Origin of the sequence: Sulfitobacter litoralis (assembly GCF_900103185.1) — a bacterium.
Classification (GTDB): domain Bacteria; phylum Pseudomonadota; class Alphaproteobacteria; order Rhodobacterales; family Rhodobacteraceae; genus Sulfitobacter; species Sulfitobacter litoralis.
In genome coordinates this window covers 84,937-108,112 of the sequence record NZ_FNJD01000005.1, presented here as the reverse complement: position 1 = coordinate 108,112, position 23,176 = coordinate 84,937, and the positions used below count along the sequence as shown (strand labels likewise).

Here is a 23,176-nt window from a genome sequence, read left to right as displayed (position 1 = left end):
AGATTTTGAAGTCGGCGATTGATCAGTCTTTGAAAACGCGCTTAAAAATCGTGTCGACATGCTTCGTATGGTAGCCGAGGTCGAACTTTTCTTCGATTTCCTCAGCACTTAGCGCAGCCAAAACCTCGCCATCCGCCAACAACTCGGTTTTGAAGTCCTTTCCGTCCTCCCAAACCTTCATCGCGTTACGCTGCACGAGCTTATAGCTGTCTTCGCGACTAACGCCGGCCTGCGTCAGAGCAAGCAAAACTCGTTGAGACATCACCAAACCGCTGAATTTGTTCATGTTGGCCAGCATGTTATCGGGATAGATCAGCATATTGTCGATCACGCCGGTCAAACGGTGAAGTGCGAAGTCGAGTGTTATCGTAGTGTCCGGCCCGATCGCCCGCTCTACGCTGGAATGCGAAATATCGCGCTCGTGCCACATGGTAACGTTTTCCATCGCAGGAATTACGGCCATGCGGATCGTGCGGGCCAGACCCGTCAGATTCTCGGTCAACACAGGGTTCTTCTTATGCGGCATGGCAGAGGAGCCCTTCTGCCCCGCCGAAAAGAACTCCGCCCCTTCAAGGACTTCGGTACGCTGCATGTGGCGCACTTCGGTCGCGACGTTTTCAATCGAGCTGGCGATCACGCCGAGGGCGGCAAAGAACGCGGCATGGCGGTCGCGAGGGATAATCTGCGTGCTCACCGGCTCGGGCGCCAGGCCGAGCTTTTCGCACACATGCTCTTCAACACGCGGATCGATATTCGCGAATGTGCCAACCGCGCCCGAGATGGCACCGGTCGCGATCTCGGATCGGGCCGTTTTCAGGCGCGTCAGGTTGCGGTCCATCTCTGCATAGAATCGCGCAAAGGTAAGGCCCATCGTCGTTGGTTCGGCGTGGATACCATGGCTCCGCCCGACGCGCAGTGTATTCTTATGTTCCATGGCACGGCGTTTCAGCGCGGCCAGCAGCAACCCCATGTCATCAATCAGAATATCGGCGGCACGGGTTAATTGTACGTTAAAGCAAGTATCCAAAACGTCAGAAGAGGTCATCCCCTGGTGCACGAACCGCGCCTCGTCGCTGCCTACATGCTCTGCCAAATGGGTCAGAAATGCGATAACGTCGTGTTTTGTAACGGCTTCGATCTCGTCAATCCGCGCCACATCAAATTCGACATCTTTGGCTTTCCAGACTGCTTCAGCGTTTTCGCGCGGGATCACCCCAAGGTCAGCCATGGCATCACAGGCATGCGCCTCGATCTCGTACCAGATGCGGAACTTGGCTTCAGGGGACCAGATCGCAACCATCTCGGGGCGGGAATAACGGGGAATCATGTGGTGATACCTTTGTTTTGGGGTGTTTTGATGTAGCCGCGGGATAGACCGCGGGGGGGTAAAGAACAAGTCTGAACCCCTGTGACGCCATTTCTAGATCAAAAGCGCGCCTTGACCATAGGCGCCTCCGGCGGGAGTTTACCGGCAAAATGAAGAAGCGGTCAGATTATCGCTTTCCGGGCTGGCAGTTTTTGTCGCGGCGGGCAAAGGTCCCGTAAATTGAAAGAACTGTACCATTAGGGAATCGTTAAGAAATGTCTGATACGTCTCGTTTAAGCCCCGCTACAATCGCTGCCCAAGCGGCGGGTGCCATTGATGTTCAAACCGGCGGTGTCGTCCCAGCACTGCCAATGGCCACGACATATCTGCGGGACGCAGCATACCAGCCGCTACGTCCGGATAATATCTACCTGCGCGATCAGAGTGATATTGTGCGCGTCGCGGAGAACGTACTGGCACAGTTAGAAGGGGCAAAGGAAACCCTTTTGTTTCCATCAGGTATGGCAGCGCTGGCGGCTGCGTTTCGGACGGTGCCTAATGGTGGCCGCGTATTGGTACAAAGCCAGATCTATTGGGGCACAACAAAATGGATACGCGACTTCTGCACCCGCCGTGACATTGAAGTACGCGAGGTCGAAGCCTCAGATACTGTTGCATTTACACAGACTTGCGCGAGCTTCAAGCCAACACTCGCATTGATTGAGACGCCGTCGAATCCTTGGCTTCGTGTGGTTGACATACAGGCTGCCGCTGATGGGGTTCACGCCGTCGGCGGGTTGCTTGTGGTTGATAGCACCGCCGCAACGCCAGTATTGCAACAGCCGCTGCGCCACGGCGCTGACATCGTAATGCACTCGGCCACCAAAGGGATCAACGGACACTCGGACGTATTGGCTGGCGTATTAGCAACCAATAACGTGACCGGGCGCGTATGGGAGGATATTAAGATCGACCGTCATGATGCCGGCGCGGTCATCGGCCCATTCGAAGCATGGCTTCTGGTCCGGGGCATGCGTACGCTCCCCCTTCGCGTTAGAGAGATGTCTTCCAATGCGGCGAAATTAGCCGCGTTCCTGCAGGATCATCCGAAAATCGAAACCGTATTGTATCCAGGCCTTCCATCCCATAATGGCTATGAGCTGGCGCAAACTCAAATGACCGGCGGATTTGGTTCGCTTTTATCGTGTGTGGTCAAAGGTGGTGCAGAGGCCGCGCTTACGGTCATCAGCAAGCTAACTGTCTTTCACCGGGCAACCTCGCTCGGTGGTGTAGAAAGCCTGGTCGAGCATCGCCACACAATCGAGCCACACACCGGGATACCAGAGGGATTGCTACGACTGTCGGTCGGTATCGAAAGCATTGATGACCTGAGAAACGACTTGGTGCAAGCGTTTGACACATAAGGACAATTCGGGTCGTCCGCGTCCCGGAAGTTTTCGTCTGTGGTGAATATGATGGAAAATCAAACCAGTGGTGCGGTCGGAGAGACTCGAACTCTCACGGGTGTTACCCCACAGCGACCTCAACGCTGCGCGTCTACCATTCCGCCACGACCGCACGCCATGGTTTGTGGGGATCGTTTAGACAAAGTTTTTCGCAAAGTGAAGAGCTAAAATGCGCTGGCTTAAGGGCTTGTTCAGATTCATGTGTTTTACCATTCAATTAGGCAGCACGACTTGAAAATCAGCGCGAGGGCGTAAACTTAAGGGAGGATATGAAACAAGGAAGAGATATGACCCAAGCGAGCGCAACCACCCCTGCCCTTCAGATCGATATCGTCTCTGATGTCATGTGTCCTTGGTGTATTGTCGGCTACCGTCAGCTAGAACAGGCGTTAGCTGCCTTGAACATCGGTGCTTTCATCCGTTGGCATCCGTTCGAGCTGAACCCGCAAATGGGCCCAGAGGGTCAAAACCTGACGGAGCATATTGCCGAGAAATATGGTGCATCGCCCGAGCAGTCCGCTCAGAATCGTGCCCATCTTATTCAAATCGGCACTGAACTTGAGATTGATTTTCAATTTGATACGGAGAGCCGCATCGTCAATAGTTTTGCCGCCCACCAATTGCTGGATTGGGCACAAGATCAAAACCTTCAGCATCCACTGAAGCTCGCTCTGTTCGAAGCACATTTCACCGCAGGCTTGGATGTCTCTGACCCTGCAGTGCTTGTCGACGTTGCAGCTCAGGTTGGACTGGACCGTGATGAAGCGCGGCAGGTTCTGGAGGACAAGAGCCACGTTGAACGCGTTCGCGAGCGGCAATCGGTCTGGACATCACAGGGTATCTCAGGCGTCCCGTCGATGATTTTCGCCGGAAAATACTTGGTTACCGGTGCGCAGGGTGTCGATAACTATGTGCAAATTCTAGAAAAGGTTGTTCAAGAAATGAGTGCCGCATAATGAGCGCACGGCCATCCCTTCATAGCCGGTGCATTTAGAATGGTTGAATGGATCACATCCAACGAGCTTGTTGATTTCCGCGAAGCTGAAGCGTGGATGGAGGAACGCGCCTCCCTTATCGCCGCGAATCGCGCTGACGAGTGCATCTGGCTCGTAGAGCACCCCCCGTTATATTCAGCCGGCACTTCTGCCAAGATTGAAGACCTGACCGATCCAACACGGTTTCCGGTATTTGAAACAAGGCGCGGCGGACAGTACACCTACCACGGCCCAGGCCAACGCGTTGTCTACGTAATGCTAGATGTGGGTAAGCGCGGCCGAGACGTGAGACGTTTTGTACAAGACCTTGAAAGCTGGGTCATCGAAACGCTTAAAAGCTTTACTGTCAGCGGAGAAATCAAAGAAGGGCGTGTCGGCGTCTGGGTAGAGCGCCACGATAACCCCCTGAGTTCGACCGGGGATGTTCGTGAAGACAAAATTGCAGCGATTGGCATTCGGTTACGAAAATGGATCAGTTTTCACGGAATCAGTATAAATGTTGATCCAAATCTCGCGCATTTTTCAGGAATTGTTCCATGCGGCATTCAACAACACGGTGTGACATCACTCGTTGATCTCGGACTTCCGGTTGCAATGGAAGACGTTGACATCGCGCTGAAAAAGCAGTTCGCCAGCATCTTTCCCGATCTAGCCTGACCTAACTTTGGAGATACTGGGCTCCTTTTTGGGTTTTTCCAAGCCATAGCTGGGGACGTGAAATTCTCCCAACGTTCAACCTTCCTTCATTACTACAATGTATGTCTCTGATAATAATACCCAGCTTGAGGCAAATGCACACTCTCCGAACCACGTGCGCAGATCCATATGCCCCAGTGATACCATCAATAGATCAGTCTTTTTTCCTGCCCTGCGTCAAACGCGGCCATTGCCCATACTGACAAGCCGCACTAGAACGATCTTTAATTCAATGCGCGTTCCCTGCCGGAGCGTGAGTTGACAACCCAATCTCAGGAGGCACCGCATGGCAGACGCAGCCATTCACGGGCAAGACCATCACGACGAGCGCGGTTTTTTCACGCGCTGGTTCATGTCCACAAACCACAAAGACATCGGGCTTTTGTACCTGATCGTTTCAGCCCTCGTTGGCTTTATCTCAGTTTGCTTCACCATATATATGCGCTTGGAGCTTATGCACCCAGGGGTGCAGTATATGTGTATGGAAGGCGCGCGGTTTATCGCTGATAGCGCTGCGACCTGTACGCCAAACGGGCACCTCTGGAACGTGTTGATCACGGCGCACGGCATCTTGATGATGTTCTTTGTCGTCATTCCAGCTTTGTTCGGTGGTTTCGGTAACTACCTGATGCCATTGCAAATTGGTGCACCGGACATGGCGTTCCCGCGGATGAACAACCTGTCTTTCTGGCTCTATGTCGGCGGCACAACCCTCGCGGTGTGTTCGGTATTGACGCCAGGTGGCAGCGGTCAGCTTGGATCTGGCGTGGGCTGGGTTCTGTACCCACCACTGTCTGTTCGTGAAGGCGGTATGTCGATGGATTTCGCGATCTTCGCTGTCCACGTATCGGGCGCGTCTTCAATTCTTGGTGCCATTAACATGATCACAACCTTCTTGAATATGCGTGCCCCCGGCATGACTCTGTTCAAGGTGCCGTTGTTCAGCTGGTCGATCTTTGTAACAAGCTGGCTCATTCTGCTATCCCTGCCCGTTCTAGCCGGTGCCATCACCATGCTGCTCATGGACCGCAACTTCGGTTTCGCGTTCTTTGATCCCGCCGGCGGTGGCGATCCGGTTCTGTACCAGCACATCCTGTGGTTTTTCGGTCACCCCGAAGTGTATATCATCATCCTTCCAGGGTTCGGCATTATCAGTCACGTCATCGCAACCTTTAGCCGCAAGCCTATTTTCGGCTATCTTCCAATGGTTTGGGCGATCATTGCAATTGGCGCACTCGGCTTCGTCGTCTGGGCACACCACATGTACACCGTTGGCCTGTCCCTGAACCAACAAGCCTATTTCATGCTGGCAACAATGGTCATCGCTGTGCCGACCGGCGTTAAAGTCTTCAGCTGGATCGCAACCATGTGGGGCGGATCGGTTGAGTTCAAGACGCCTATGCTGTGGGCTTTCGGGTTCCTGTTCCTTTTCACCGTTGGCGGTGTGACAGGTATCGTCCTCTCCCAAGCAGCGGTCGACCGCTATTACCACGACACATACTATGTGGTTGCACACTTCCACTATGTCATGAGCCTGGGTGCCGTCTTCGCGATCTTTGCTGGTATCTATTTCTACCTGCCTAAGTTTACTGGTCGCATGTATCCAGAATGGGCTGGCAAGCTTCACTTCTGGGCGATGTTTATCGGTGCAAACCTTACCTTCTTCCCACAGCACTTCTTGGGCCGCCAAGGTATGCCGCGTCGTTACATCGATTATCCTGAAGCATTCGCTTACTGGAACCTTTGGTCCTCGATTGGCGCGTTTCTCAGCTTTGCATCTTTCATATTCTTCTTCGGTGTTATGTTCTACACCCTGACTCGTGGCGCACGCAGCCCTGCTGCCAACCCATGGAATGAATATGCGGATACGCTTGAATGGACGCTACCAAGCCCACCACCAGAGCATACCTTCGAAATTCTTCCCAAACAGGACGAATGGGATAAGCAACCCAGCCATTAATTGGCACCTATAAGCGAAAGGCTCCAACGGCGGTTGGGGCCTTTTTTTTTGATCAATGCTTGGCGCCCCTCAGCGACAAAAAAACAATCATCAGATGTAGTTACGCCCCGGATGCCCGAGAATTATCGCTCAAGATATATCTGTGAAAGCTTCGCTAAATTAATTTTAAAAAAACTCATTTTTCTGCTTGCGGCTCACCGCTGCTATAGGTATTCCAAGCCTTACCAGATGATGCGGGCGTAGCTCAGGGGTAGAGCATAACCTTGCCAAGGTTAGGGTCGGGCGTTCGAATCGCCTCGCCCGCTCCATCTGGGTTACTGCTTACCCAGCAGTACAGCAAGGTCACCCTCGGGTGGCCTTTTACTGTTTGGGTTAACCTCAAAAAAACACTGCCGCTTTGGGCTGAATTGCCGGAACATCGACCCGACTTTTTCAGCTATAGACGCCTCCTTCCTTAAATCTTCTTTAGTCATTCATATTTCAACGGTAGTCTATTAAATGGAGGACCTGAAATGCTTCGGCTAAAATGCAAGCCCGCGGGCACCAGATTCAAATGTACATAGCGCCGACCCTGCCGCCTCCTTTAGTTCGGCTGTTTAGAAGCTTAGAAAACGACGAATCTATCGCAAGCGGCTGAAGCCGACGCGCTACTTCTACGCCCCCCCTAGCCCGAAATTGATCCGATAGGCCACGCAACCGAGGATTTGACAGCAAAGTCACTGAAGCTATTCCCAATCAAATCTTGGAGCGTTTGACGGGCAGCGCAAAATGCCGCGGATAACATTAGTAGAACAATGGGGCTCTGAAAGAGTTTTTCAGCTGGGATACCTATTCCTAGGCATTACGTTATGCCGCACGGGATCACGCCCTAGCGGGTACACCTAACGCGATTTATCACAGTAAAGAAATCGTTGAGCGCGCCGACAGTGCCTCACGCTCCAACTGCTCGATGGCGCGTATGTGCCACTCTAGGCCTGTTTGGCCATGGGCTGCAGCGTCGGCTAGATTATTTTGCGCCAGCTTGGCCTGTTTTGAGGATAAGGTTAGCGCCTCGGCAAGTTCCGCCCTACGGGTGCGAATAGATGCCACTTGCGCGCTGTATTCGCCCTGCGACAGTTCGCCTAAAGACCTACGCTGTGCCAGTGTCGCGACGGTCTTTTCTTGTCGTGAAAGCAACTGCGGTAGATTGGTCGTGATTTGATCCAACTTCTCGTTCGAGCTACGGATGCCACGCACGAGTTCATTGGGTGATACCAACTCCATGCGTCGAGCGACTTCGCGCTTTCCCGCCAGGTTCCCGCTAACCGCGCCGACTACGCCACCGGCCGTAGCAGCCCGTATACATCCTGACGCGTTAGCCGTGGCAAGTACGAAAATGCCGCACCCCATCGCGGCGCCAATTGCTGCATGCTTCACGGTAGAGCTGCGCACAATATCGCGCATCAAGGCTTCAAGTGCTGCGGTCTGTTCGAGCATTGCAGCATCGCTCTCATGAGTTTCCTGAAAGCTCATGGCCGTACCTGGGGTCCCTATTTGCCCCCCAAAACCTACTGTGGACGAGGCACACCCTGAAATCAGAGCGACAATTGCAAGTGAAACTGGCAGGGCAGTAATTTTCATGAGATGTATCCGATAGGCTAGGTATTTTCCTATCATTGGACCAAAAATAAGCCGATTTTACGGCAACTATTCTGCAATGTTTTTCCGATTGCAAAAGATATCTATTCACCTTTTCTGATCAAAAGCGCATATTTCCCGCACAAGGCGAAATTTGCAAAAAGTCATATTGTTGCCGGTTTTGTTTACTAACGTTAAGGGAGTTTGACGTAGGTTGCTTCGAAACGTCGATGCAATTCTCGGAAGGAGACCAATGTGAAAATTTTAGCCGTTGATGACGATCCATTCATCCTTGAGCTTCTTCCTGCAATGTTTGAACAGGCGGACTTGAACGATCTGCACACAGCCCCTTCAGGCCCAGCAGCACTCGAGATGATCGATGCTGCAAAAGTGCCATTTGACTGCCTTTTGTTAGACGTTGATATGCCTGAAATGGACGGCATTGAGCTTTGCGGCAGGATACGAACCCTTCCAGGATATGAAAATAAGCCGATCTTGATGCTGACAGCGAAGACTGATTCCATTTCGATCGAAAAAGCCTTTGCCGCAGGTGCAAACGACTACATCGCAAAGCCTTTCAACCTTAAAGATATCTATAACAGGATTCGTGTGGCAGAGCGTTTGCTGGTTTCCTCAAAAACGATAAAACGCATTGATGCCAGCGACTTATCAGAAGTCGATACGCTGACTCCACCGGATATAAAACTCGCCGATAAACTCTATCTGGCGAATGTGGGCCGGCTTATTCTATCGTTTTCACTTGGCAATTACATCACCCAGCTTGAACGCAGTGAATTGGACAAATATCAGGTATTTTGCGTCTCTATTGATGATGCTGAGCGCCTGTTCGACCAAATATCCCGCCATGACTACGTCCATATTTTAACCAGCCTGGCCGAGACGTTGTCTGACCTTATCACCTGTCCTCATCTGCTCATGTCGTACGAAGGCAACGGTGCATTTCTGTGTATTACGCGCGATCCGAACTTGCCTGAATGGAACCGGATGGAAACAGGGTTACAGGCGAAAATGGACGCATTGAGTTTGGCCCAAGGTGACGCCAACGGTAAATCCATCAGCCTGTCAGTCGGCACCCCCATCCCACCGAATGCGAACCGAACTCAGCGGGTCAAAAAGACCTTTGAACGGGCGCTGTCGCGCGCCGAATCGCGCTATGCAACGAAATGCGCAGCGGCTTAAGGTTCAGTTGATCGGGAACTGAACCAAACAATGCGCGGCATGCTTGCGATAGTCTTCGAGCGTCTGATCGATCGTGCGACGGTCGCGCAAAATGGTCATGGCCGTCTTTTTCTGCCCGCGCGTTCCGCTCACATGCCTTTCTAGGATCAGAACGGTGACGCCGAGCATAACTGTCTTTTCGTGCTCACCGATCATCTCTGCCCGGGCCAATGTGACCGCCGTATGGGCAATCATATTTGCGCAACGCAAGGCTGCAGCTTCCTCGCCCTCATAGGTAAGGGCCAGCACGGCACCGGACAATACAGACCAGACGACAGCAGTCGAGATCAGAAGCTTCAAAACGCTTTGAACGTCATCGTCGTGAGCGAGCGTTCGATACCGTCGATGTCCAGAAGGTTATCATTGATATAGACGCCGATGTCTTTGCCCGACGGAATGTATAGCTTCATCAAAAGATCAAAATCGCCAGATGTTGAATATAGCTCGGAGTGTATTTCCCGCAGTGCGACCTCTTCGGCAACGCGATAGGTTGTGCCCGGCCGACACCGAATCTGAATGAACACGCAGGTGGACATGGGGAGACTTTCGACTATTTGCGACAGGCCCAAGCTGACATAAGGCGGGTATCGCCGCAATCGCTGATTAACCCAGACCTGACGAAAGACGCTTAGACTTGGCGCGACGGTTTGCACTGCTATAAGATACCGAAAGACAAGGATACTCACGTGCGCAAGACCACCATCAATCGCTCCACTGCTGAAACCGAAATCAGTGTCGAGATTAACCTAGACGGAACGGGTTCCTATGCCAATGAAACCGGAATTGGTTTCTTTGACCATATGCTCGACCAACTGGCACGCCATTCGTTGATCGACATGAAAATCTCCGCGAAAGGTGATTTGCATATTGATGACCACCACACAGTGGAAGATGTGGGGATCACACTCGGGCAGGCCCTTAGCACTGCCCTTGGCGATAAGCGCGGAATTCGTCGGTACGGTGCTTGTCTGTTGCCAATGGATGACGCGTTGATCCGCACGGCGCTGGACCTTTCAGCGCGTCCCTTTCTGATCTGGAACGTTGATCTGCCCACCGCGAAAATTGGTAATTTTGATACCGAACTGGTACGTGAATTCTTCCAAGCACTCAGCACCCATGGCGGCATCACGCTCCACATCGACATGCTGCACGGCATTAATAGCCATCACATCGCAGAGGCTGTATTCAAGTCCGTTGCCCGCGCTTTGCGCGACGCAGTTGAGACGGATCCGCGTAAAGCGACCGATATACCATCTACCAAAGGTGCGCTTTGACGATGTTAACAGCTATTATTGACTACGAGTCGGGCAACCTTCACTCGGCTCACAAAGCCTTCCAACGGATGGCGCGGGAATGTGATGCAGGTGATGTTATCGTTACCGCGGATGCCGATGTTGTTGCCCGCGCTGACCGTATTGTGCTGCCGGGTGATGGTGCGTTTCCGTCGTGCATGGCAACTTTAAAGGGTCAAAGCGGGATCTATGCCGCTATGATCGAAGCGGCCGTAGAGAAGGGGCGGCCTTTCCTCGGCATTTGTGTCGGCATGCAGTTGATGGCATCCATGGGCCGCGAATATGAGGATACGGCAGGGCTCGATTGGATTGAAGGTGAAGTGACTAAAATCACGCCGCGCGACCCTGCTTTAAAGGTGCCGCACATGGGCTGGAATGATTTGATCATCGACCACCCCCACCCTGTTTTTGATGGTATAAAGACTGGCGATCATACCTATTTTGTACATAGTTATCATATGGACGTGCGTCATAATTCAGAACGTCTGGCCCATGTCGATTACGCAGGCGACGTCACCGCAGTCATTGGTCGCGACACCATGATCGGCATGCAATTCCATCCTGAAAAGAGCCAGACGACCGGTCTTCGCATGATCGCAAATTTCTTGAACTGGCGCCCCTAACAACGGGGATGCCTTCTATCGGAGGCGCGTCCAGATCATCTCGTTGCACGCATCGCCGATACAGGTCTGTAGCCGCATTGCATTGCCATGGACGAGCATCGTCGCCTTGCGCATTTCCGAGGCAGAGGTTCCCAGCAATGTGCCGACATAGCTGCCATCAGGCTGCGGTTTCATATCCCAGAATACCCGCTTACCAACCGCGGTCGAGCGTTTGTCATATCCACGCCGGTCTTTGGCACGTTCAACTGTCCCACACAGCGCTGGCCCACAGGGCTTTGCGCGTACATGAACGACTAATCCGTTAACATCCGGTGTGGATTTCCAAACACCTTCGACGACATCAGCAAAAACAGTGGTCGAAGAAACTGCAAAAATAGCAGCACAGTAAATATATTTTAATAAAAACATCGTATCACTCCCCCAAGCGACACATGCCTTACAGCTTTTTAGCAACGCACCAAAAAACCAAGGCGCGAGTGCATCCTACACCCGCGCCCCGATTCGTGCAAATTTAGCTAGATTACAGTACGCCCAATGGGTTATTTAATCCGCTGCCAATCCTGCTTAGAGCATAACAATCCGCCAGCTACACAGCCGGAAAGCTTTAGGCTGTTGCCCGCGACCGCCATCTTGCCGATGTATATTTTATTATTTGAAGGCCGCCAGACTTTGCCGGCGTATTTACCGCTACCGTCGGGCTTCATGTCGATAACCAGCTGCTTGCCAATATTCTCGGATTTGTACTCTCCAGACGCATTGAACGTCCGCTGGATCGTCCCGCAAACCGCGCTACCACACGGGACCATCTTGACATGTGCATATGCCCCGTCATCCGGTTGAGTCTGCCAAACGCCGACCGCTGGATCCGCTGCCATCGCCGCGCCTGCAAATCCCAAGCTTGCAATTGCCGCAAAAATTGTCATTTTCATCATATATCCTCCCGATATGACCGTAAATTGAAGCGATTATGACGATTCAGGCAAGCTTGACGTAGGGGACACCTCTGTTGCGTTGCAATAGAGCGCGCAGCATGGCAATTGAAGCCAACTCCCCCAAAGCCAAGGGCAACGCTATGATCCTCTACCCCGCTATCGACCTCAAAGATGGGCAAGCCGTGCGTCTTGTGCACGGCGACATGGAAAAATCTACTGTTTTCAACGATGACCCCGCGGCTCAGGCACAGTCGTTTGTGGATGCTGGTTGCACTTGGCTTCATCTTGTGGACCTGAACGGCGCTTTCGCTGGCACGCCGGTTAATGCTGCTCCAGTCGAAGCCATATTAAAATCCTGCAAGGTTCCCGCCCAGCTTGGCGGTGGAATCCGCGATATGGCGACCATCGAAGCTTGGTTGGATAAAGGCCTAGCACGCGTGATTTTAGGTACTGTAGCTGTCGAAAATCCCGTACTGGTACGCGAAGCGGCCCGCGCCTTTCCCGGCAAGGTTGCCGTTGGTATTGATGCGAGAAACGGTCGCGTGGCGACGAAAGGTTGGGCTGAAGAAACCGATGTAATGGTTACAGATCTCGCTAAATCGTTCGAAGATGCTGGCGTCGCGGCGATTATTTATACGGACATCATGCGGGATGGTGCCATGGGAGGCCCTAATATCGATGCGACCGCCGCATTGGCCCGCGCTGTAAACATTCCCGTCATCGCCTCCGGCGGCGTAAGCTCTCTTGCGGATCTTCAAGCGCTGAAAAAAACCGGCGTGATTTCCGGTGCCATTTCCGGCCGGGCGCTTTATGATGGTGCAATCAACCTAACCGAAGCATTGAAGGCGCTTGCCTAAGCTTCCAACTGGTTTCAAATTCTCGGGTGGTTTGTGGTGGGCGGACAGCCGTCCAACCGCTTTCGCCCGCCCCCGTCGCGAGAAAGATCACATGCTAAAGACCCGTATCATTCCTTGCCTTGATGTCGCTGATGGTCGCGTTGTCAAAGGCGTTAATTTCGTTGGTCTTCGCGATGCAGGTGATCCCGTGGACGCAGCAATCGCGTATGACGCCGCGGGGGCCGATGAACTTTGCTTTCTTGATATTCATGCAACTCACGAAAACCGCGGCACAATGTTCGATCTCGTGACGCGTACTGCCGAACACTGCTACATCCCGCTAACAGTTGGCGGTGGTGTCCGCGCTGTCGCAGATGTGCGTGCGCTGCTCTTAGCAGGGGCCGACAAAGTCAGCTTTAATTCTGCCGCAGTGGCCGACCCGGATGTCATTGCGCATGCTGCCGATCAGTTTGGCAGTCAATGTATCGTATGCGCGATCGATGCGAAAACTGTCGCTCCCGGAAAGTGGGAAATATTTACCCATGGCGGTCGCAGGGCCACGGGCATCGATGCCGTTGAGTTTGCAAGGACCGTCGCAGAAAAAGGTGCGGGAGAGATTCTTCTTACCTCCATGGACCGAGACGGTACCAAGCAAGGATTTAATATTCCGTTGACGCGAGCCATCTCAGATGCAGTTTCAGTTCCGGTGATCGCTTCCGGCGGGGTGGGTACATTGGATCATCTGGTTGATGGCGTAACCAAGGGCGGCGCTTCTGCAGTCCTTGCAGCATCAATTTTTCACTTCGGCGAGTTCACAGTCGCTCAGGCTAAACAACATATGTCCGACGCCGGTATTCCTATGAGGCTCTCATGATGCTCGAAGATTTATTTGCGACGATCCAGTCTCGAAAGCATTCGGATCCCACAAGCAGCTGGACCGCCCAATTGCTCGCCAAAGGGCCCGAGAAGTGCGCCGAAAAGTTCGGCGAAGAGGCCGTCGAAGCAATTATCGAAGCCGTTAAGAATGACAAAGCAAAGCTGACTTCAGAGGCAGCGGATGTACTGTATCACCTCCTCGTTATGCTCGCGTCGCGAGATGTGGCGCTGTCTGACGTATTCGCCGAACTGACCCGCCGCCAACACCAAAGTGGTCTGGCTGAAAAGGACTCTCGCTGACGCGCACGAAACTTGATGATGTAGGGCCGCTACATTATGTCATCACGGCCTAAGGCAATCTTTTTGATAGCAACGAGCACCGGCGAGCCTCAATTAAACAGCCTCTGAAACTCGATTTTCGGGCATCTATTCTGAATCACAGCTACACCCTTTGCTTCAGCTTTCGCCGCAGCGACAGGATGCTGAACCCCAATTTGCATCCAGATAGTGCCAAGATCTGGAAATACCTCCAATGCTTCATCGACAATCTCAGGAACCGCTTCGGACCGTCGGAATATATCGACCATATCGACTTGCCCTACTATGTCTGACATTCCTGCCAAGACAGTCGTATCAAATAGTGTCAGTCCCGCGTGCGCTGGATTGACCGGAATGATATCGTATCCCTTCGATATCAAATACTGCGCAACATAATTGCTTGGCCGCAACGGGGTCATTGAGGCCCCAACAACAGCAATGCGTTTGGTATTCTTAAAAATCTTCGTCAGCTGAGTATCTGTGTATGGCATAGGTCTTACTAAACTTTAAACGCCCACAAAAAAAGCGCCCTTCACGTCAAACGTGAGGGCGCAAGGTACGGAACGAGGGACAGTTAGGTGATCAGCAGGAGTTCCAGGCCTGCCGTCATGAAAAAACAAATAAGAATGATTTGCTTCATTCAAAGAGCTTCTGACATATCCGTGAACAAAGTATGAAGGCATCAGCCGTTTTTCGCCATGTACTACAGCAACGCCAAAAATTGATTTAAGCGCACTCTTCATAGTTGCCGCTCCAGCCGGGATTTTCGCAGTCCATGTTACCTATTTTTTTAACGTCCTTAGTTTTATGAAATGGTTATGGACGCGACCATAACGCGACTGCAATTAAGACATGCCAGCCTTGGTTTGTTTTGGCTGACAGGACGAGACAGGAGCCTAATACGTTGGAACTCGTTTTTTTTCGTAGAGTGGGAATCCATTTTGAGCGCAGGAAAGCTCATGCTATCCAGCGCTCAAAATTTGAGGCCGCTATTCTCCCGCAAGAACCGCAAGTGGCAATCTTGGTAAAGTATACCGCGAAACGCTTAGCTATGGTCGCGCGACGCATACAGCGCGATCGCAGCAGCGTTCGAGACATTTAGAGAGCCAAACCCGCCCGTGGCGTCGATGCGCACCAAGGCGTCCACCGTTTCTTTGGTTTTCTCGCGCAAACCCGGCCCCTCTGCCCCAAGAACAAGCGCAACGGGACGGTCTCGCTTCCCTTCGAGTGCGGATTCAACCGTTGCTTCGGCTTCGCCATCTAGCCCAAGAACGAGATACCCCATGGACTGCAGCTCTTTTATCGCGTCGGCCAAGTTCCGAACGCGCAAGTAGGGCTGTCGCTCAAGTGCCCCGCTCGCAGTTTTCGCGAGGGCACCGGTTTCGGGCGCTGCATGGTGGCGCATCCCAACGACGGCGGATGCGCCCAATACCTCTGCTGAACGCAGAATTGCGCCGACGTTATGGGGGTCTGTCACCCGATCAAGCAACAATACCCGCGGGGCCTCCGCACCAATGCAGACATCCTTCAGCGAGCCCCAGCTTAGTGGCTTTACTTCCAGCACGGCACCCTGATGGACCGAGCCTGGATCGAGCGGAGGACGGAATTTCCGGGGATCAACGACCTCAGGCTCAATGCCGGCTTTGACGATTGCCTCTTCCAACTTGATTTGCGCGTTGGGGGTCACCATCAATTTTATTTTTTCTCGCTTAGGGTTTTCTAGCGCATCACGCACCGCATGAAGCCCGAACAACCAAACTGTTTGGTTCGCATCCGCCTTCTTTTCCTGCTCTTTTTGTACAACCCACTTAGGTTTTTTCATCGCCGAACCTTCTATCTTTTATCCCAAGGTAAAATTCACTGCGATTTTCACAGGTTTTCGCCTTGACGCTAATACTGCCCGCTTGTAATCACGCCTTCACATCCGGTGCAATGCACAGGGTTAAAGTGGGCGACAGGCCGCAAGGTGTGGCAGGGGACTGTAACTCCCTCGCGGAGACGCACGCCTGGTTCGATTCCAGGGTCGCCCACCACTTTTTCCTCAGCTTATATCCTGAAGTATAGCGGCATATTCCTTTGATGCGTTGTACTGTAGCACGTATCTGTGACACACGTTAGCTATCGAGTTTGCTGTCGCAGAAATAGGGGGGTGCGCGTGGCCCAAGCTTCCGAACCGGATCAAGTATTCAATATTGCTATTGTCGGCCAACACGGGCGACTTGCGTATGAAGCGCTTCTTTTTGCTGCTTCGCTGCGTCACAATAGCCCTAATTTTAAGGGCAAACTTTATGTAATGGAACCGCAACCGGGTCCACTATGGTCCACTGACCCACGGATCAAGAACCCAGAGATAATTTCTGCGCTGCATCAACTCGGCGCAAATATTGTTCCCTTTGAAACGCGTCACTTCGGAGACGCCTATCCCTATGGCAACAAGATCGAAATGATCAGCGCACTTCCCGCCGCGGAGCCGTTTGTGTTCTTTGACACAGACACACTGCTTACAGGGGATCTCGCCTCTGTTCCGTTCAATTTTGAACGTCCGATGGCCTCTATGCGGCGCACCAACACGTGGCCCGTTCCTCAGCTTTACGGGCCCCAGTATGGGGGCCTGTGGAAGTCCCTTTATGATAAATTTGATCTAGATTTCGATAGCAGTCTCGACCACAGCCAACCCGATGATTACTGGCAGCGCTATCTATATTTTAACGCGGGATTCTTCTTCTACCGCTGCCCCCATGAATTTGGTGCAAAGTTTCTCGAATACGCTTTGGCAATTCGGGATGATCCGCCGACAGAGCTCTGCGCGCAGTCCTTTGACCCCTGGCTCGATCAGGTTGCTTTACCGCTAGTGATCCACGCGCTTGGGGGAGGACGAGACACTTTGCCAGATGGGATGATAGATGGCTCCGTCAGCTGCCACTATCGTTTTATCCCCCTGCTCTATGCGCGCGAACCAGATTATGTCGTTGATCTATTAGAAAAGATTGCGGCACCAAATAAGCTTAAAAAAGTTCTTAAAGGATCTGAGCCGATTAAACGGATGGTCTATAATGGACGCGGCCGTAAAGCACGGGCCCTATTTGACCAGACGAACCTTCCGCGCAAAGAACAAGCCATTCGGAATCGCCTGAAATCAAACGGCTATTGGCTTCGATGAGCTCAATCACAAGTTAACCCCACGCCATCCAGAAGCATCATAGCCGGTGTCCCTGCGACCTACGGCTTGTGCGCCTACATCGGTTCACCTAACCATATTGCAGACGATTTTAGGGAGAATACCGATGACAGATAGCAGCAATTATGGTTTCGATACCTTGCAGATACATGCAGGGGCCAAACCTGATCCGGCGACCGGTGCGCGACAGACGCCGATCTATCAAACGACAGCCTATGTGTTTCGAGATGCTGACCACGCAGCAGCATTGTTCAACTTGCAAGAGGTGGGGTTCATCTATTCCCGCCTGACGAACCCGACCGTGGCGGTCTTGCAAGAACGGATCGCGACGCTTGAGGGAGGCGTCGGGGCTGTTTGTTGCTCTTCAGGGCATGCAGCTCAGATCATGGCGCTATTTCCGCTCATGGGGCCGGGTAAGAATATCATTGCGTCGACCCGGCTGTATGGCGGCACGGTGACGCAGTTCAGCCAGACGATCAAACGTTTCGGCTGGTCCTGCAAGTTCGTGGATTTTGATGATATCGATGCCGTCAAAGACGCGGTTGACGACGATACACGCGCCATCTTTGGCGAGGCGATCGCGAACCCGGGCGGCTACATTATGGACGTACGGGCAATTGCAGACGTTGCAGACGATGCGGGGGTACCGCTGATCATCGATAACACAACGGCGACGCCATACCTGTGTCGTCCGATCGAACTTGGGGCGACGCTCGTGGTCCATTCTACGACCAAATACCTCACCGGCAACGGAACAGTTACTGGAGGCTGCATCGTCGACTCGGGCAAATTTGACTGGTCGGCGAATGACAAGTTCCCGTCGCTTAGCCAGCCCGAGCCAGCCTACCACGGGCTCAACTTCCACGAGACATTTGGTGGGCTGGCCTTTACCTTTCATGGCATTGCCATCGGGTTACGCGACCTTGGGATGACAATGAACCCCCAGGCTGCCCATTATACACTTATGGGCACTGAGACGTTGTCGTTACGGATGGAACGCCATGTTGAAAACGCACAGAAAATCGCGACTTGGCTCGAGAACGATGACCGGGTTGACTATGTCACCTATGCAGGGCTGCAATCATCTCCCTATTTCGAACGTGCGAAAAAAGTGTGCCCCAAAGGGGCCGGTGGTTTGTTCACCTTTGCTGTCAAAGGCGGGTACGATGCTTGCGTCAAACTGGTGAACGCGCTGGAAATCTTTAGCCACGTCGCCAACCTCGGTGACACGCGGTCGCTGATCATTCACTCCGCCTCGACCACGCACCGCCAATTGAGTGCTGAGCAGCAGGAAGCCGCGGGTGCCGGGGCAAATGTCGTGCGGTTGTCGATCGGGACAGAGGATGCGGCAGACCTGATCGCCGACCTTGATCAAGCCTTGTCCATAGCAACCGCTTAACCACAAAAAACCCCGCCAAAGCGTAATGCTGGCGGGGTTTGCCTTAACCAAAGCACCCTAGGGTACGCGCTTGATCTATCTCACACGGTTAGTCTGCACCGGCGATTTCAAACTGCAATGACACCTGCGCGCTAACGTCGACCTCACCGGTTTCGATGGGCATATCCATGCTTTTCATCTGCGCGCTGCGCATCTCCATTGGACGGAAACCTTGGCTGGTTTCCGACATGCTCACCACTTTGCCAAGTTTAACCCCGGCGGCATCGGCAAGCTGCTGCGCCCGCGCCATAGCATCTGAAACGGCATCTTTACGAGCCTGCTCCAGCGCGGCTTGGTTATCCTGCAACCCGAATTGCAAACCATTAAAGTCATTCGCACCTTCGGCCACCACGGCATCCAACAGCTGCCCCAGTTTACTAAGATCGCGCACTGTCACACTCACCGTGTTCCCCGCTTCATACCCCGAGACTTGTACCGGCGTCGTGTCGTTGCGAGACCCATTATCGTAGACTGGACGCAGGTAGAGCCCGCTTGTCCGACGGTCGAGGCCAGCAATTTTTAGTGAATCCAATTGATTTAAAATTCCACGAACTTTTTCGGATGTTTGTGCCATTGCTTCCGCGGCAGACGCGGCGCGCTCGCTTACCCCTAAGCGGATCGTGGCCGTATCCGGGGCAAGCGAAACGACACCCTCGCCGCTTACAGTGATGCCTTGTGGGGCTTGCTGCGCCAGCGCACCAGACGCGAAACCCACGCAAAGAATTGCCGCAAATTTGAAAACTCTGATATTTAACATTCGCATATTGTTGACCCTTTTTCTGGTAATATCCGCTGGGCTCCTGTGTGGCCTTCCGCCCAGATCGCTGCAAGCCTCCTGTGAGCTCGACTCTTTTCATGAGCAAACTACTGCTCTATTCCTTTGCTCTGAACCGACACACTGTTTTGCTGGCAATCCACGTGGTAATGGCAATCTATTGCTGTCCTGAATGTTCCACCGCCTCCAAGCCTCTAATAAAAGCGTATCCATGAAGCCTAACTTTGCACTGTCTCTCTCCTTTCAAGGAATTCGCCTGCTGCACCGCGTCCCTAACGGCTGGCGGCAGATTGGCGAGGTCGCGGTCGACGCCGAAGATATGGCCGCCGAACTGGCGACCCTGCGTGCCACCGCAACCGCGCTTGAACCAAGCGGCCTGCGCAGCAAGGTTCTGATCCCCAACGATCAGATCAAGTTCATGTCGATCGATACAGCTGGGCTGGACGGTCAGGCGCGACGCGAAGCAGCCAAGCGTGCACTGGACGGGGCCACGCCCTATGCCGTTACGGATCTGGTCTTTGACACACGCAACGATGGCCCCCTCACCCACATTGCCGCCGTCGCGCGCGAAACCTTGATCGAGGCTGAAGCGTTCGCGACGGAGCACCGGTTTCATCCCGTCAGTTTCGTTGCGCAGGCTGACGATCATGACTTCAAGGGCGAGGCGTTTTTCGGGCCGACAGGCACCGCCTTCCAATGGCTAAAACCGGGCGAAGAAGTGGAGCCAGATACACAGCCTCTCGTTATTTTGGGCGATGTTGCGCCGCCCGAGGAAAAACAATCGCAATCTGACCCTATCGCTGAAATCTCTGTCGCGCCTCCAAAGACCGATCTGGGGCTGACTGCGCCGATAATCCAAGCCGAAGCCGAGGCAACGACCCTCCCTCCCAAAGCCGAAAAACCAGCGCCGAAGGCCTCGGCTGCCCCCGAAGGGACGCGTCAGCAGACCAGCAATACCTCTGTGGGAACGGCCGCACCGGATGCGCACCCCGTCGCCCAATCGGTCACGCCGCCGTTGCCGAAACCGTCGGCCACCGAGAAAGCGCCGGTGATCTCAGGTGGCAAAACCTCTACAGTCTCTGTCGAGAGCAAAGTCCCCCCTGCCCTCGGCGCGCCGACAACTGCGCCGTCGAAGTCGACACCTGCGGCCCCTGCTGCAACGAAAGCCACTGCAGATTTTTCCAGCCGCCGAAGCGCACCACGGGTGGCAGCCGCGGTCGGCCGCGGCCACGTGCAACCCCTCGAAAACGCCGGCGGCCCCGTCCCTGATAGCAGCTCTTTGACCGGCGCAAAGCCAGCCCACGAGACCAAAGCCTCGCCCTTTGCGTTTTTAAAACGCCTTAGGTCTCTCCCTCTACCGCCACGGTCCAGACCAACGCGCGCGAGCGCGCCTGCGGTCGCCGGAAAAACGCGCGCCAAAGACGTAAATGAAGCCGACCGGATGACTGTCTTCGGGGCGCGCAACGACCAAACTGTAGGGGGCAAGCCCCGCTTTCTGGCATTGGCTTTAACGGCAGCTTTGCTGGTGTTTTTGGCGGGCGTTGCGGCATGGGCCTCCGTGTTTCTTGACGACGGGCTAACCCTTTCGCGGATCTTCGGCACCCGTGACACCACGCAGACGGCGGCGTCGGCTCCTACCGCGGCACCTAAGATAGAGCAGAGCACAAAGCGCGATGTAGCCCCCCCTGCGCCGTCAAAACAAGCGAACGATACGACAGTCGCAGCACTCGCCACGCCGCAGCGCGATGAAAGCGACCCGGTTCTTGATGAGACGTCTGCGCCACAGAACCTTCAACCGACAGAAATGACCGCGCAGGAAATCGAGGCAAAATACGCCACCACGGGCATCTGGGCCCTTGCGCCCAAAACACCTCAGGTTCCTGCGATGTTGAGCTTGGATAACGTGCTCGCACGGGGTCTTGATCCGGTCAGCACCTCGAATAAAGCGATGGCTTTGCCCAAGCTAGCGTCGTTCGGCGGCGATGTTGTCGACATCATATCGGCACCGCCCGCGACCGCAGGCACAACGTTCAAGCTGGATGATCGCGGTTTGGTCATTCCAAGCGAAAAGGGCACGTTGAATGCAGATGGGGTGATTGTCTTTGCAGGCCGGCCGGCCCGCGTTCCCCCTGCCACCTTAGCGCGGCCTGACGCACCTAAGGCCGCTGAAGTGATTGAGGCGTCTGTCGCTTCCGCTCCGCCCAAGTTCAGGCCTAAATTGCGCCCAGAAGAGCCCCCTGAAGCGACCGACAGCAGCAATCCAGAAACAACCAACCTAGAAAGCACAAACTCGGATAGTTCAGACCCGGATAGTTCTGAAGCTGACAGCGCGATCCGGAATGAGCTCGCCGCACTCCGCCCAACGGTACGGTCTGCTCAGGTGATCAAAGCCGCAGCCGCCGCCCAACAGGCCGAAGTTGACGCTGCAGCAAAGGCGGCGGCCGAGGCGCTCAAGGCTGCGCTTCCACAGGAACCGGTCAACAACGCCACTAGATATGCGACCGATATTTCCAAACGCCCCGACCTGCGCCCGGCCAATTTTTCCCGCCTCGTGCGCCGTGCCGAGCGCGCGCAACCGATGCCGGTCACTGTCGCCAGTGCCGCAAAAACGGTGACGCCGCAGGTGGTCAAGCCGGCCGTGCCGTCCAAAACTTCGGTTTCAAAGCAAGCAACCGTGAAGAATGCGATTAAACTTCGTACAATCAATCTGATCGGGGTTTACGGCAAACCTTCCAGTCGGCGCGCACTGATCCGGCTTAGCAACGGGCGCTATCAGAAAGTCGCAGTAGGGGATCGTTTGGACGGTGGCCGCGTCTCTGCGATCGGCGAAAGCGAGCTGCGCTATAATCGACGTGGGCGCGACGTTGTACTGAAGATGCCGCGCGGATAGCGCGTGCGCCGCTGCCCCCCTTTTGTCACTTCCATGGACCGTGACAAATCGGGTGCTGCATCTTCTCTAACAAACGAAACCTTACGCTGCCTAAAAATTGATCAGTACGCGTGGGATCTAAGTCATTCATGCACTTTTGAATATCCGTATAAATTCCGCAGCATCTCGCGCTTAAGCCGTTTGAAAATGGATCCTACCGACATTTGACGCGGGGTTGACGCATTGTTTCTCCGATCTATGTAATAATCTCGCATGGCATTGGATGAGACAGATAAACGCCTTTTGGCTTCGTTGCAGCGTAACGCCCACCTCACGGCGCAAGAGCTCGGAGAGACGTTGGATCTATCGCCTTCCCAGGCAGGCCGACGGCGGCAACGCCTTGAATCCGAAGGATATATTCAAAACTATACCGCGCAACTCGACCCTCAAAAACTGGAACTTATGGTCCAAGGATTTGTGCAGGTGCATCTAGGCACTCATCAACCCGAACATTCAGTCAGCTTCGCGCAGCTTGTAACGACCCACGCTGAAATCGTTAGCGCCTGGACGATGACCGGGGATGCGGATTATTTGCTACGCGTCTACTGTACAGACCTGTCTAGCCTAAACCACCTGATCCATGAAGTGCTGCTGCCCCATCCCGCTGTCGCAAAAGTGCATAGCCAGATTGTTATGGATCAGCCTAAACGAGACGGGCCGCTGCCCATCTGATTGACCCGTTCGGGACCAGCCCGACAAA

At 53.8% G+C, this 23,176-nt stretch carries 23 protein-coding genes and 3 tRNA genes; 16 read left to right on the top strand and 10 right to left on the bottom strand.

What is annotated here, in order from left to right; translation table 11 throughout:
• Nucleotides 1-22: 22 nt before the first annotated feature.
• Nucleotides 23-1,327: an adenylosuccinate lyase gene (purB, locus tag BLQ98_RS06190; RefSeq protein ID WP_093732465.1), complete on the bottom strand. Its 1,305-nt coding sequence runs from the start codon at nt 1,325-1,327 to the stop codon at nt 23-25.
• Nucleotides 1,328-1,581: 254 nt separating this feature from the next.
• Between purB and BLQ98_RS06185 the strand changes: the two genes are divergently transcribed.
• The gene (locus tag BLQ98_RS06185) at nt 1,582-2,730 is read left to right on the top strand and encodes a trans-sulfuration enzyme family protein (RefSeq protein ID WP_093732464.1); all 1,149 of its coding nucleotides are present in this window, start codon (nt 1,582-1,584) and stop codon (nt 2,728-2,730) included.
• A 68-nt stretch (nt 2,731-2,798) separates the two neighbouring features.
• On the opposite strand, the gene BLQ98_RS06180 is transcribed toward BLQ98_RS06185, so the two are convergent.
• A tRNA-Leu gene (locus tag BLQ98_RS06180) sits at nt 2,799-2,884 on the bottom strand.
• Between the two features lie 175 nt (nt 2,885-3,059).
• On the opposite strand from BLQ98_RS06180, the gene BLQ98_RS06175 reads away from it, so the two are divergent.
• The 4 genes from BLQ98_RS06175 to BLQ98_RS06160 all read left to right on the top strand — a co-directional run bounded on the left by BLQ98_RS06175 (nt 3,060) and on the right by BLQ98_RS06160 (nt 6,731).
• Nucleotides 3,060-3,728, top strand: coding sequence for a DsbA family oxidoreductase (locus BLQ98_RS06175; protein ID WP_093732463.1), 669 nt, complete (start codon nt 3,060-3,062; stop codon nt 3,726-3,728).
• A 39-nt stretch (nt 3,729-3,767) separates the two neighbouring features.
• Nucleotides 3,768-4,424: a lipoyl(octanoyl) transferase LipB gene (lipB, locus tag BLQ98_RS06170; protein WP_093732462.1), complete on the top strand. Its 657-nt coding sequence runs from the start codon at nt 3,768-3,770 to the stop codon at nt 4,422-4,424.
• Nucleotides 4,425-4,749: 325 nt separating this feature from the next.
• Entirely contained in the window at nt 4,750-6,423 is a 1,674-nt protein-coding gene (gene ctaD / locus BLQ98_RS06165; protein ID WP_093732461.1) for a cytochrome c oxidase subunit I, read from the top strand.
• 233 nt (nt 6,424-6,656) lie between these two features.
• Nucleotides 6,657-6,731, top strand: a tRNA-Gly gene (locus BLQ98_RS06160).
• A gap of 586 nt (nt 6,732-7,317) precedes the next feature.
• On the opposite strand, the gene BLQ98_RS06155 is transcribed toward BLQ98_RS06160, so the two are convergent.
• Nucleotides 7,318-8,043: a hypothetical protein gene (locus BLQ98_RS06155; RefSeq protein WP_093732460.1), complete on the bottom strand. Its 726-nt coding sequence runs from the start codon at nt 8,041-8,043 to the stop codon at nt 7,318-7,320.
• Between the two features lie 252 nt (nt 8,044-8,295).
• Here BLQ98_RS06155 and BLQ98_RS06150 point away from each other — a divergent pair, with 252 nt between their 5' ends.
• The gene (locus BLQ98_RS06150) at nt 8,296-9,240 is read left to right on the top strand and encodes a response regulator (protein ID WP_093732459.1); all 945 of its coding nucleotides are present in this window, start codon (nt 8,296-8,298) and stop codon (nt 9,238-9,240) included.
• A 3-nt stretch (nt 9,241-9,243) separates the two neighbouring features.
• On the opposite strand, the gene BLQ98_RS06145 is transcribed toward BLQ98_RS06150, so the two are convergent.
• Both BLQ98_RS06145 and BLQ98_RS06140 read right to left on the bottom strand, forming a co-directional pair.
• A complete protein-coding gene (locus tag BLQ98_RS06145; RefSeq protein WP_093732458.1) occupies nt 9,244-9,579 on the bottom strand; it encodes a hypothetical protein in 336 nt (111 codons plus the stop codon).
• On the bottom strand, nt 9,576-9,815 hold the full coding sequence (locus BLQ98_RS06140; RefSeq protein ID WP_093732457.1) for an Lrp/AsnC ligand binding domain-containing protein: 240 nt from the start codon (nt 9,813-9,815) through the stop codon (nt 9,576-9,578). The genes BLQ98_RS06145 and BLQ98_RS06140 overlap by 4 nt, the downstream gene beginning before the upstream one ends.
• A 150-nt stretch (nt 9,816-9,965) precedes the next feature.
• Between BLQ98_RS06140 and hisB the strand changes: the two genes are divergently transcribed.
• Both hisB and hisH read left to right on the top strand, forming a co-directional pair.
• Nucleotides 9,966-10,553, top strand: coding sequence for an imidazoleglycerol-phosphate dehydratase HisB (hisB, locus tag BLQ98_RS06135; RefSeq protein WP_093732456.1), 588 nt, complete (start codon nt 9,966-9,968; stop codon nt 10,551-10,553).
• A 2-nt stretch (nt 10,554-10,555) separates the two neighbouring features.
• On the top strand, nt 10,556-11,194 hold the full coding sequence (gene hisH / locus BLQ98_RS06130) for an imidazole glycerol phosphate synthase subunit HisH (RefSeq protein ID WP_093732455.1): 639 nt from the start codon (nt 10,556-10,558) through the stop codon (nt 11,192-11,194).
• A gap of 15 nt (nt 11,195-11,209) precedes the next feature.
• On the opposite strand, the gene BLQ98_RS06125 is transcribed toward hisH, so the two are convergent.
• Nucleotides 11,210-11,602, bottom strand: coding sequence for a DUF2147 domain-containing protein (locus BLQ98_RS06125; protein ID WP_237271403.1), 393 nt, complete (start codon nt 11,600-11,602; stop codon nt 11,210-11,212).
• A gap of 131 nt (nt 11,603-11,733) precedes the next feature.
• Nucleotides 11,734-12,123 (bottom strand): DUF2147 domain-containing protein, encoded by a 390-nt coding sequence (locus BLQ98_RS06120; RefSeq protein ID WP_093732453.1) that lies wholly within the window; start codon nt 12,121-12,123, stop codon nt 11,734-11,736.
• 143 nt (nt 12,124-12,266) lie between these two features.
• On the opposite strand from BLQ98_RS06120, the gene hisA reads away from it, so the two are divergent.
• The 3 genes from hisA (at nt 12,267) to BLQ98_RS06105 (ending at nt 14,138) form a co-directional block, all read left to right on the top strand.
• On the top strand, nt 12,267-12,983 hold the full coding sequence (gene hisA / locus BLQ98_RS06115; protein WP_093732532.1) for a 1-(5-phosphoribosyl)-5-[(5-phosphoribosylamino)methylideneamino]imidazole-4-carboxamide isomerase: 717 nt from the start codon (nt 12,267-12,269) through the stop codon (nt 12,981-12,983).
• Nucleotides 12,984-13,074: 91 nt separating this feature from the next.
• The gene (gene hisF / locus BLQ98_RS06110) at nt 13,075-13,836 is read left to right on the top strand and encodes an imidazole glycerol phosphate synthase subunit HisF (RefSeq protein WP_093732452.1); all 762 of its coding nucleotides are present in this window, start codon (nt 13,075-13,077) and stop codon (nt 13,834-13,836) included.
• Nucleotides 13,833-14,138: a phosphoribosyl-ATP diphosphatase gene (locus BLQ98_RS06105; RefSeq protein WP_093732451.1), complete on the top strand. Its 306-nt coding sequence runs from the start codon at nt 13,833-13,835 to the stop codon at nt 14,136-14,138. The genes hisF and BLQ98_RS06105 overlap by 4 nt, the downstream gene beginning before the upstream one ends.
• Before the next feature lie 89 nt (nt 14,139-14,227).
• On the opposite strand, the gene BLQ98_RS06100 is transcribed toward BLQ98_RS06105, so the two are convergent.
• On the bottom strand, nt 14,228-14,647 hold the full coding sequence (locus BLQ98_RS06100; RefSeq protein ID WP_093732450.1) for a CoA-binding protein: 420 nt from the start codon (nt 14,645-14,647) through the stop codon (nt 14,228-14,230).
• Nucleotides 14,648-15,201: 554 nt separating this feature from the next.
• Nucleotides 15,202-15,978, bottom strand: a complete 777-nt coding sequence (gene rlmB, locus BLQ98_RS06095; protein WP_093732449.1) for a 23S rRNA (guanosine(2251)-2'-O)-methyltransferase RlmB — start codon at nt 15,976-15,978, stop codon at nt 15,202-15,204.
• A 127-nt stretch (nt 15,979-16,105) separates the two neighbouring features.
• Here rlmB and BLQ98_RS18225 point away from each other — a divergent pair.
• The 3 genes from BLQ98_RS18225 to BLQ98_RS06085 all read left to right on the top strand — a co-directional run bounded on the left by BLQ98_RS18225 (nt 16,106) and on the right by BLQ98_RS06085 (nt 18,733).
• Nucleotides 16,106-16,189 (top strand) — tRNA-Tyr (locus tag BLQ98_RS18225).
• Nucleotides 16,190-16,311: 122 nt separating this feature from the next.
• Nucleotides 16,312-17,316, top strand: coding sequence for a GT-B fold glycosyltransferase domain-containing protein (locus BLQ98_RS06090; protein ID WP_093732448.1), 1,005 nt, complete (start codon nt 16,312-16,314; stop codon nt 17,314-17,316).
• 124 nt (nt 17,317-17,440) lie between these two features.
• The gene (locus BLQ98_RS06085; RefSeq protein ID WP_093732447.1) at nt 17,441-18,733 is read left to right on the top strand and encodes an O-acetylhomoserine aminocarboxypropyltransferase/cysteine synthase family protein; all 1,293 of its coding nucleotides are present in this window, start codon (nt 17,441-17,443) and stop codon (nt 18,731-18,733) included.
• A gap of 88 nt (nt 18,734-18,821) precedes the next feature.
• Here the strand turns inward: BLQ98_RS06085 and BLQ98_RS06080 are convergent, their stop codons facing one another.
• Complete coding sequence (locus BLQ98_RS06080) at nt 18,822-19,535, bottom strand: SIMPL domain-containing protein (protein ID WP_244148378.1); 714 nt, start codon at nt 19,533-19,535, stop codon at nt 18,822-18,824.
• Between the two features lie 223 nt (nt 19,536-19,758).
• Here BLQ98_RS06080 and BLQ98_RS06075 point away from each other — a divergent pair, with 223 nt between their 5' ends.
• Together BLQ98_RS06075 and BLQ98_RS06070 are read left to right on the top strand one after the other, a co-directional pair.
• Nucleotides 19,759-22,437: a hypothetical protein gene (locus BLQ98_RS06075; RefSeq protein ID WP_093732446.1), complete on the top strand. Its 2,679-nt coding sequence runs from the start codon at nt 19,759-19,761 to the stop codon at nt 22,435-22,437.
• Nucleotides 22,438-22,689: 252 nt separating this feature from the next.
• Nucleotides 22,690-23,148, top strand: a complete 459-nt coding sequence (locus BLQ98_RS06070) for an Lrp/AsnC family transcriptional regulator (protein WP_093732445.1) — start codon at nt 22,690-22,692, stop codon at nt 23,146-23,148.
• Nucleotides 23,149-23,176: the final 28 nt, after the last annotated feature.

Excerpts from the sequence above, each read along its gene's own strand:
- BLQ98_RS06075 (WP_093732446.1), top strand. The coding sequence starts at position 19,759 with ATGAAGCCTAACTTTGCACTGTCTCTCTCCTTTCAAGGAATTCGCCTG.
- hisH (WP_093732455.1), top strand. The coding sequence starts at position 10,556 with ATGTTAACAGCTATTATTGACTACGAGTCGGGCAACCTTCACTCGGCT.
- BLQ98_RS06185 (WP_093732464.1), top strand. The coding sequence starts at position 1,582 with ATGTCTGATACGTCTCGTTTAAGCCCCGCTACAATCGCTGCCCAAGCG.
- ctaD (WP_093732461.1), top strand. The coding sequence starts at position 4,750 with ATGGCAGACGCAGCCATTCACGGGCAAGACCATCACGACGAGCGCGGT.
- lipB (WP_093732462.1), top strand. The coding sequence starts at position 3,768 with ATGGTTGAATGGATCACATCCAACGAGCTTGTTGATTTCCGCGAAGCT.
- hisA (WP_093732532.1), top strand. The coding sequence starts at position 12,267 with ATGATCCTCTACCCCGCTATCGACCTCAAAGATGGGCAAGCCGTGCGT.
- rlmB (WP_093732449.1), bottom strand. The coding sequence starts at position 15,978 with ATGAAAAAACCTAAGTGGGTTGTACAAAAAGAGCAGGAAAAGAAGGCG.
- BLQ98_RS06120 (WP_093732453.1), bottom strand. The coding sequence starts at position 12,123 with ATGAAAATGACAATTTTTGCGGCAATTGCAAGCTTGGGATTTGCAGGC.
- BLQ98_RS06175 (WP_093732463.1), top strand. The coding sequence starts at position 3,060 with ATGACCCAAGCGAGCGCAACCACCCCTGCCCTTCAGATCGATATCGTC.
- BLQ98_RS06125 (WP_237271403.1), bottom strand. The coding sequence starts at position 11,602 with ATGTTTTTATTAAAATATATTTACTGTGCTGCTATTTTTGCAGTTTCT.
- BLQ98_RS06140 (WP_093732457.1), bottom strand. The coding sequence starts at position 9,815 with ATGTCCACCTGCGTGTTCATTCAGATTCGGTGTCGGCCGGGCACAACC.
- BLQ98_RS06080 (WP_244148378.1), bottom strand. The coding sequence starts at position 19,535 with ATGCGAATGTTAAATATCAGAGTTTTCAAATTTGCGGCAATTCTTTGC.
- BLQ98_RS06085 (WP_093732447.1), top strand. The coding sequence starts at position 17,441 with ATGACAGATAGCAGCAATTATGGTTTCGATACCTTGCAGATACATGCA.
- BLQ98_RS06100 (WP_093732450.1), bottom strand. The coding sequence starts at position 14,647 with ATGCCATACACAGATACTCAGCTGACGAAGATTTTTAAGAATACCAAA.
- BLQ98_RS06105 (WP_093732451.1), top strand. The coding sequence starts at position 13,833 with ATGATGCTCGAAGATTTATTTGCGACGATCCAGTCTCGAAAGCATTCG.
- purB (WP_093732465.1), bottom strand. The coding sequence starts at position 1,327 with ATGATTCCCCGTTATTCCCGCCCCGAGATGGTTGCGATCTGGTCCCCT.
- hisF (WP_093732452.1), top strand. The coding sequence starts at position 13,075 with ATGCTAAAGACCCGTATCATTCCTTGCCTTGATGTCGCTGATGGTCGC.
- BLQ98_RS06155 (WP_093732460.1), bottom strand. The coding sequence starts at position 8,043 with ATGAAAATTACTGCCCTGCCAGTTTCACTTGCAATTGTCGCTCTGATT.
- BLQ98_RS06070 (WP_093732445.1), top strand. The coding sequence starts at position 22,690 with ATGGCATTGGATGAGACAGATAAACGCCTTTTGGCTTCGTTGCAGCGT.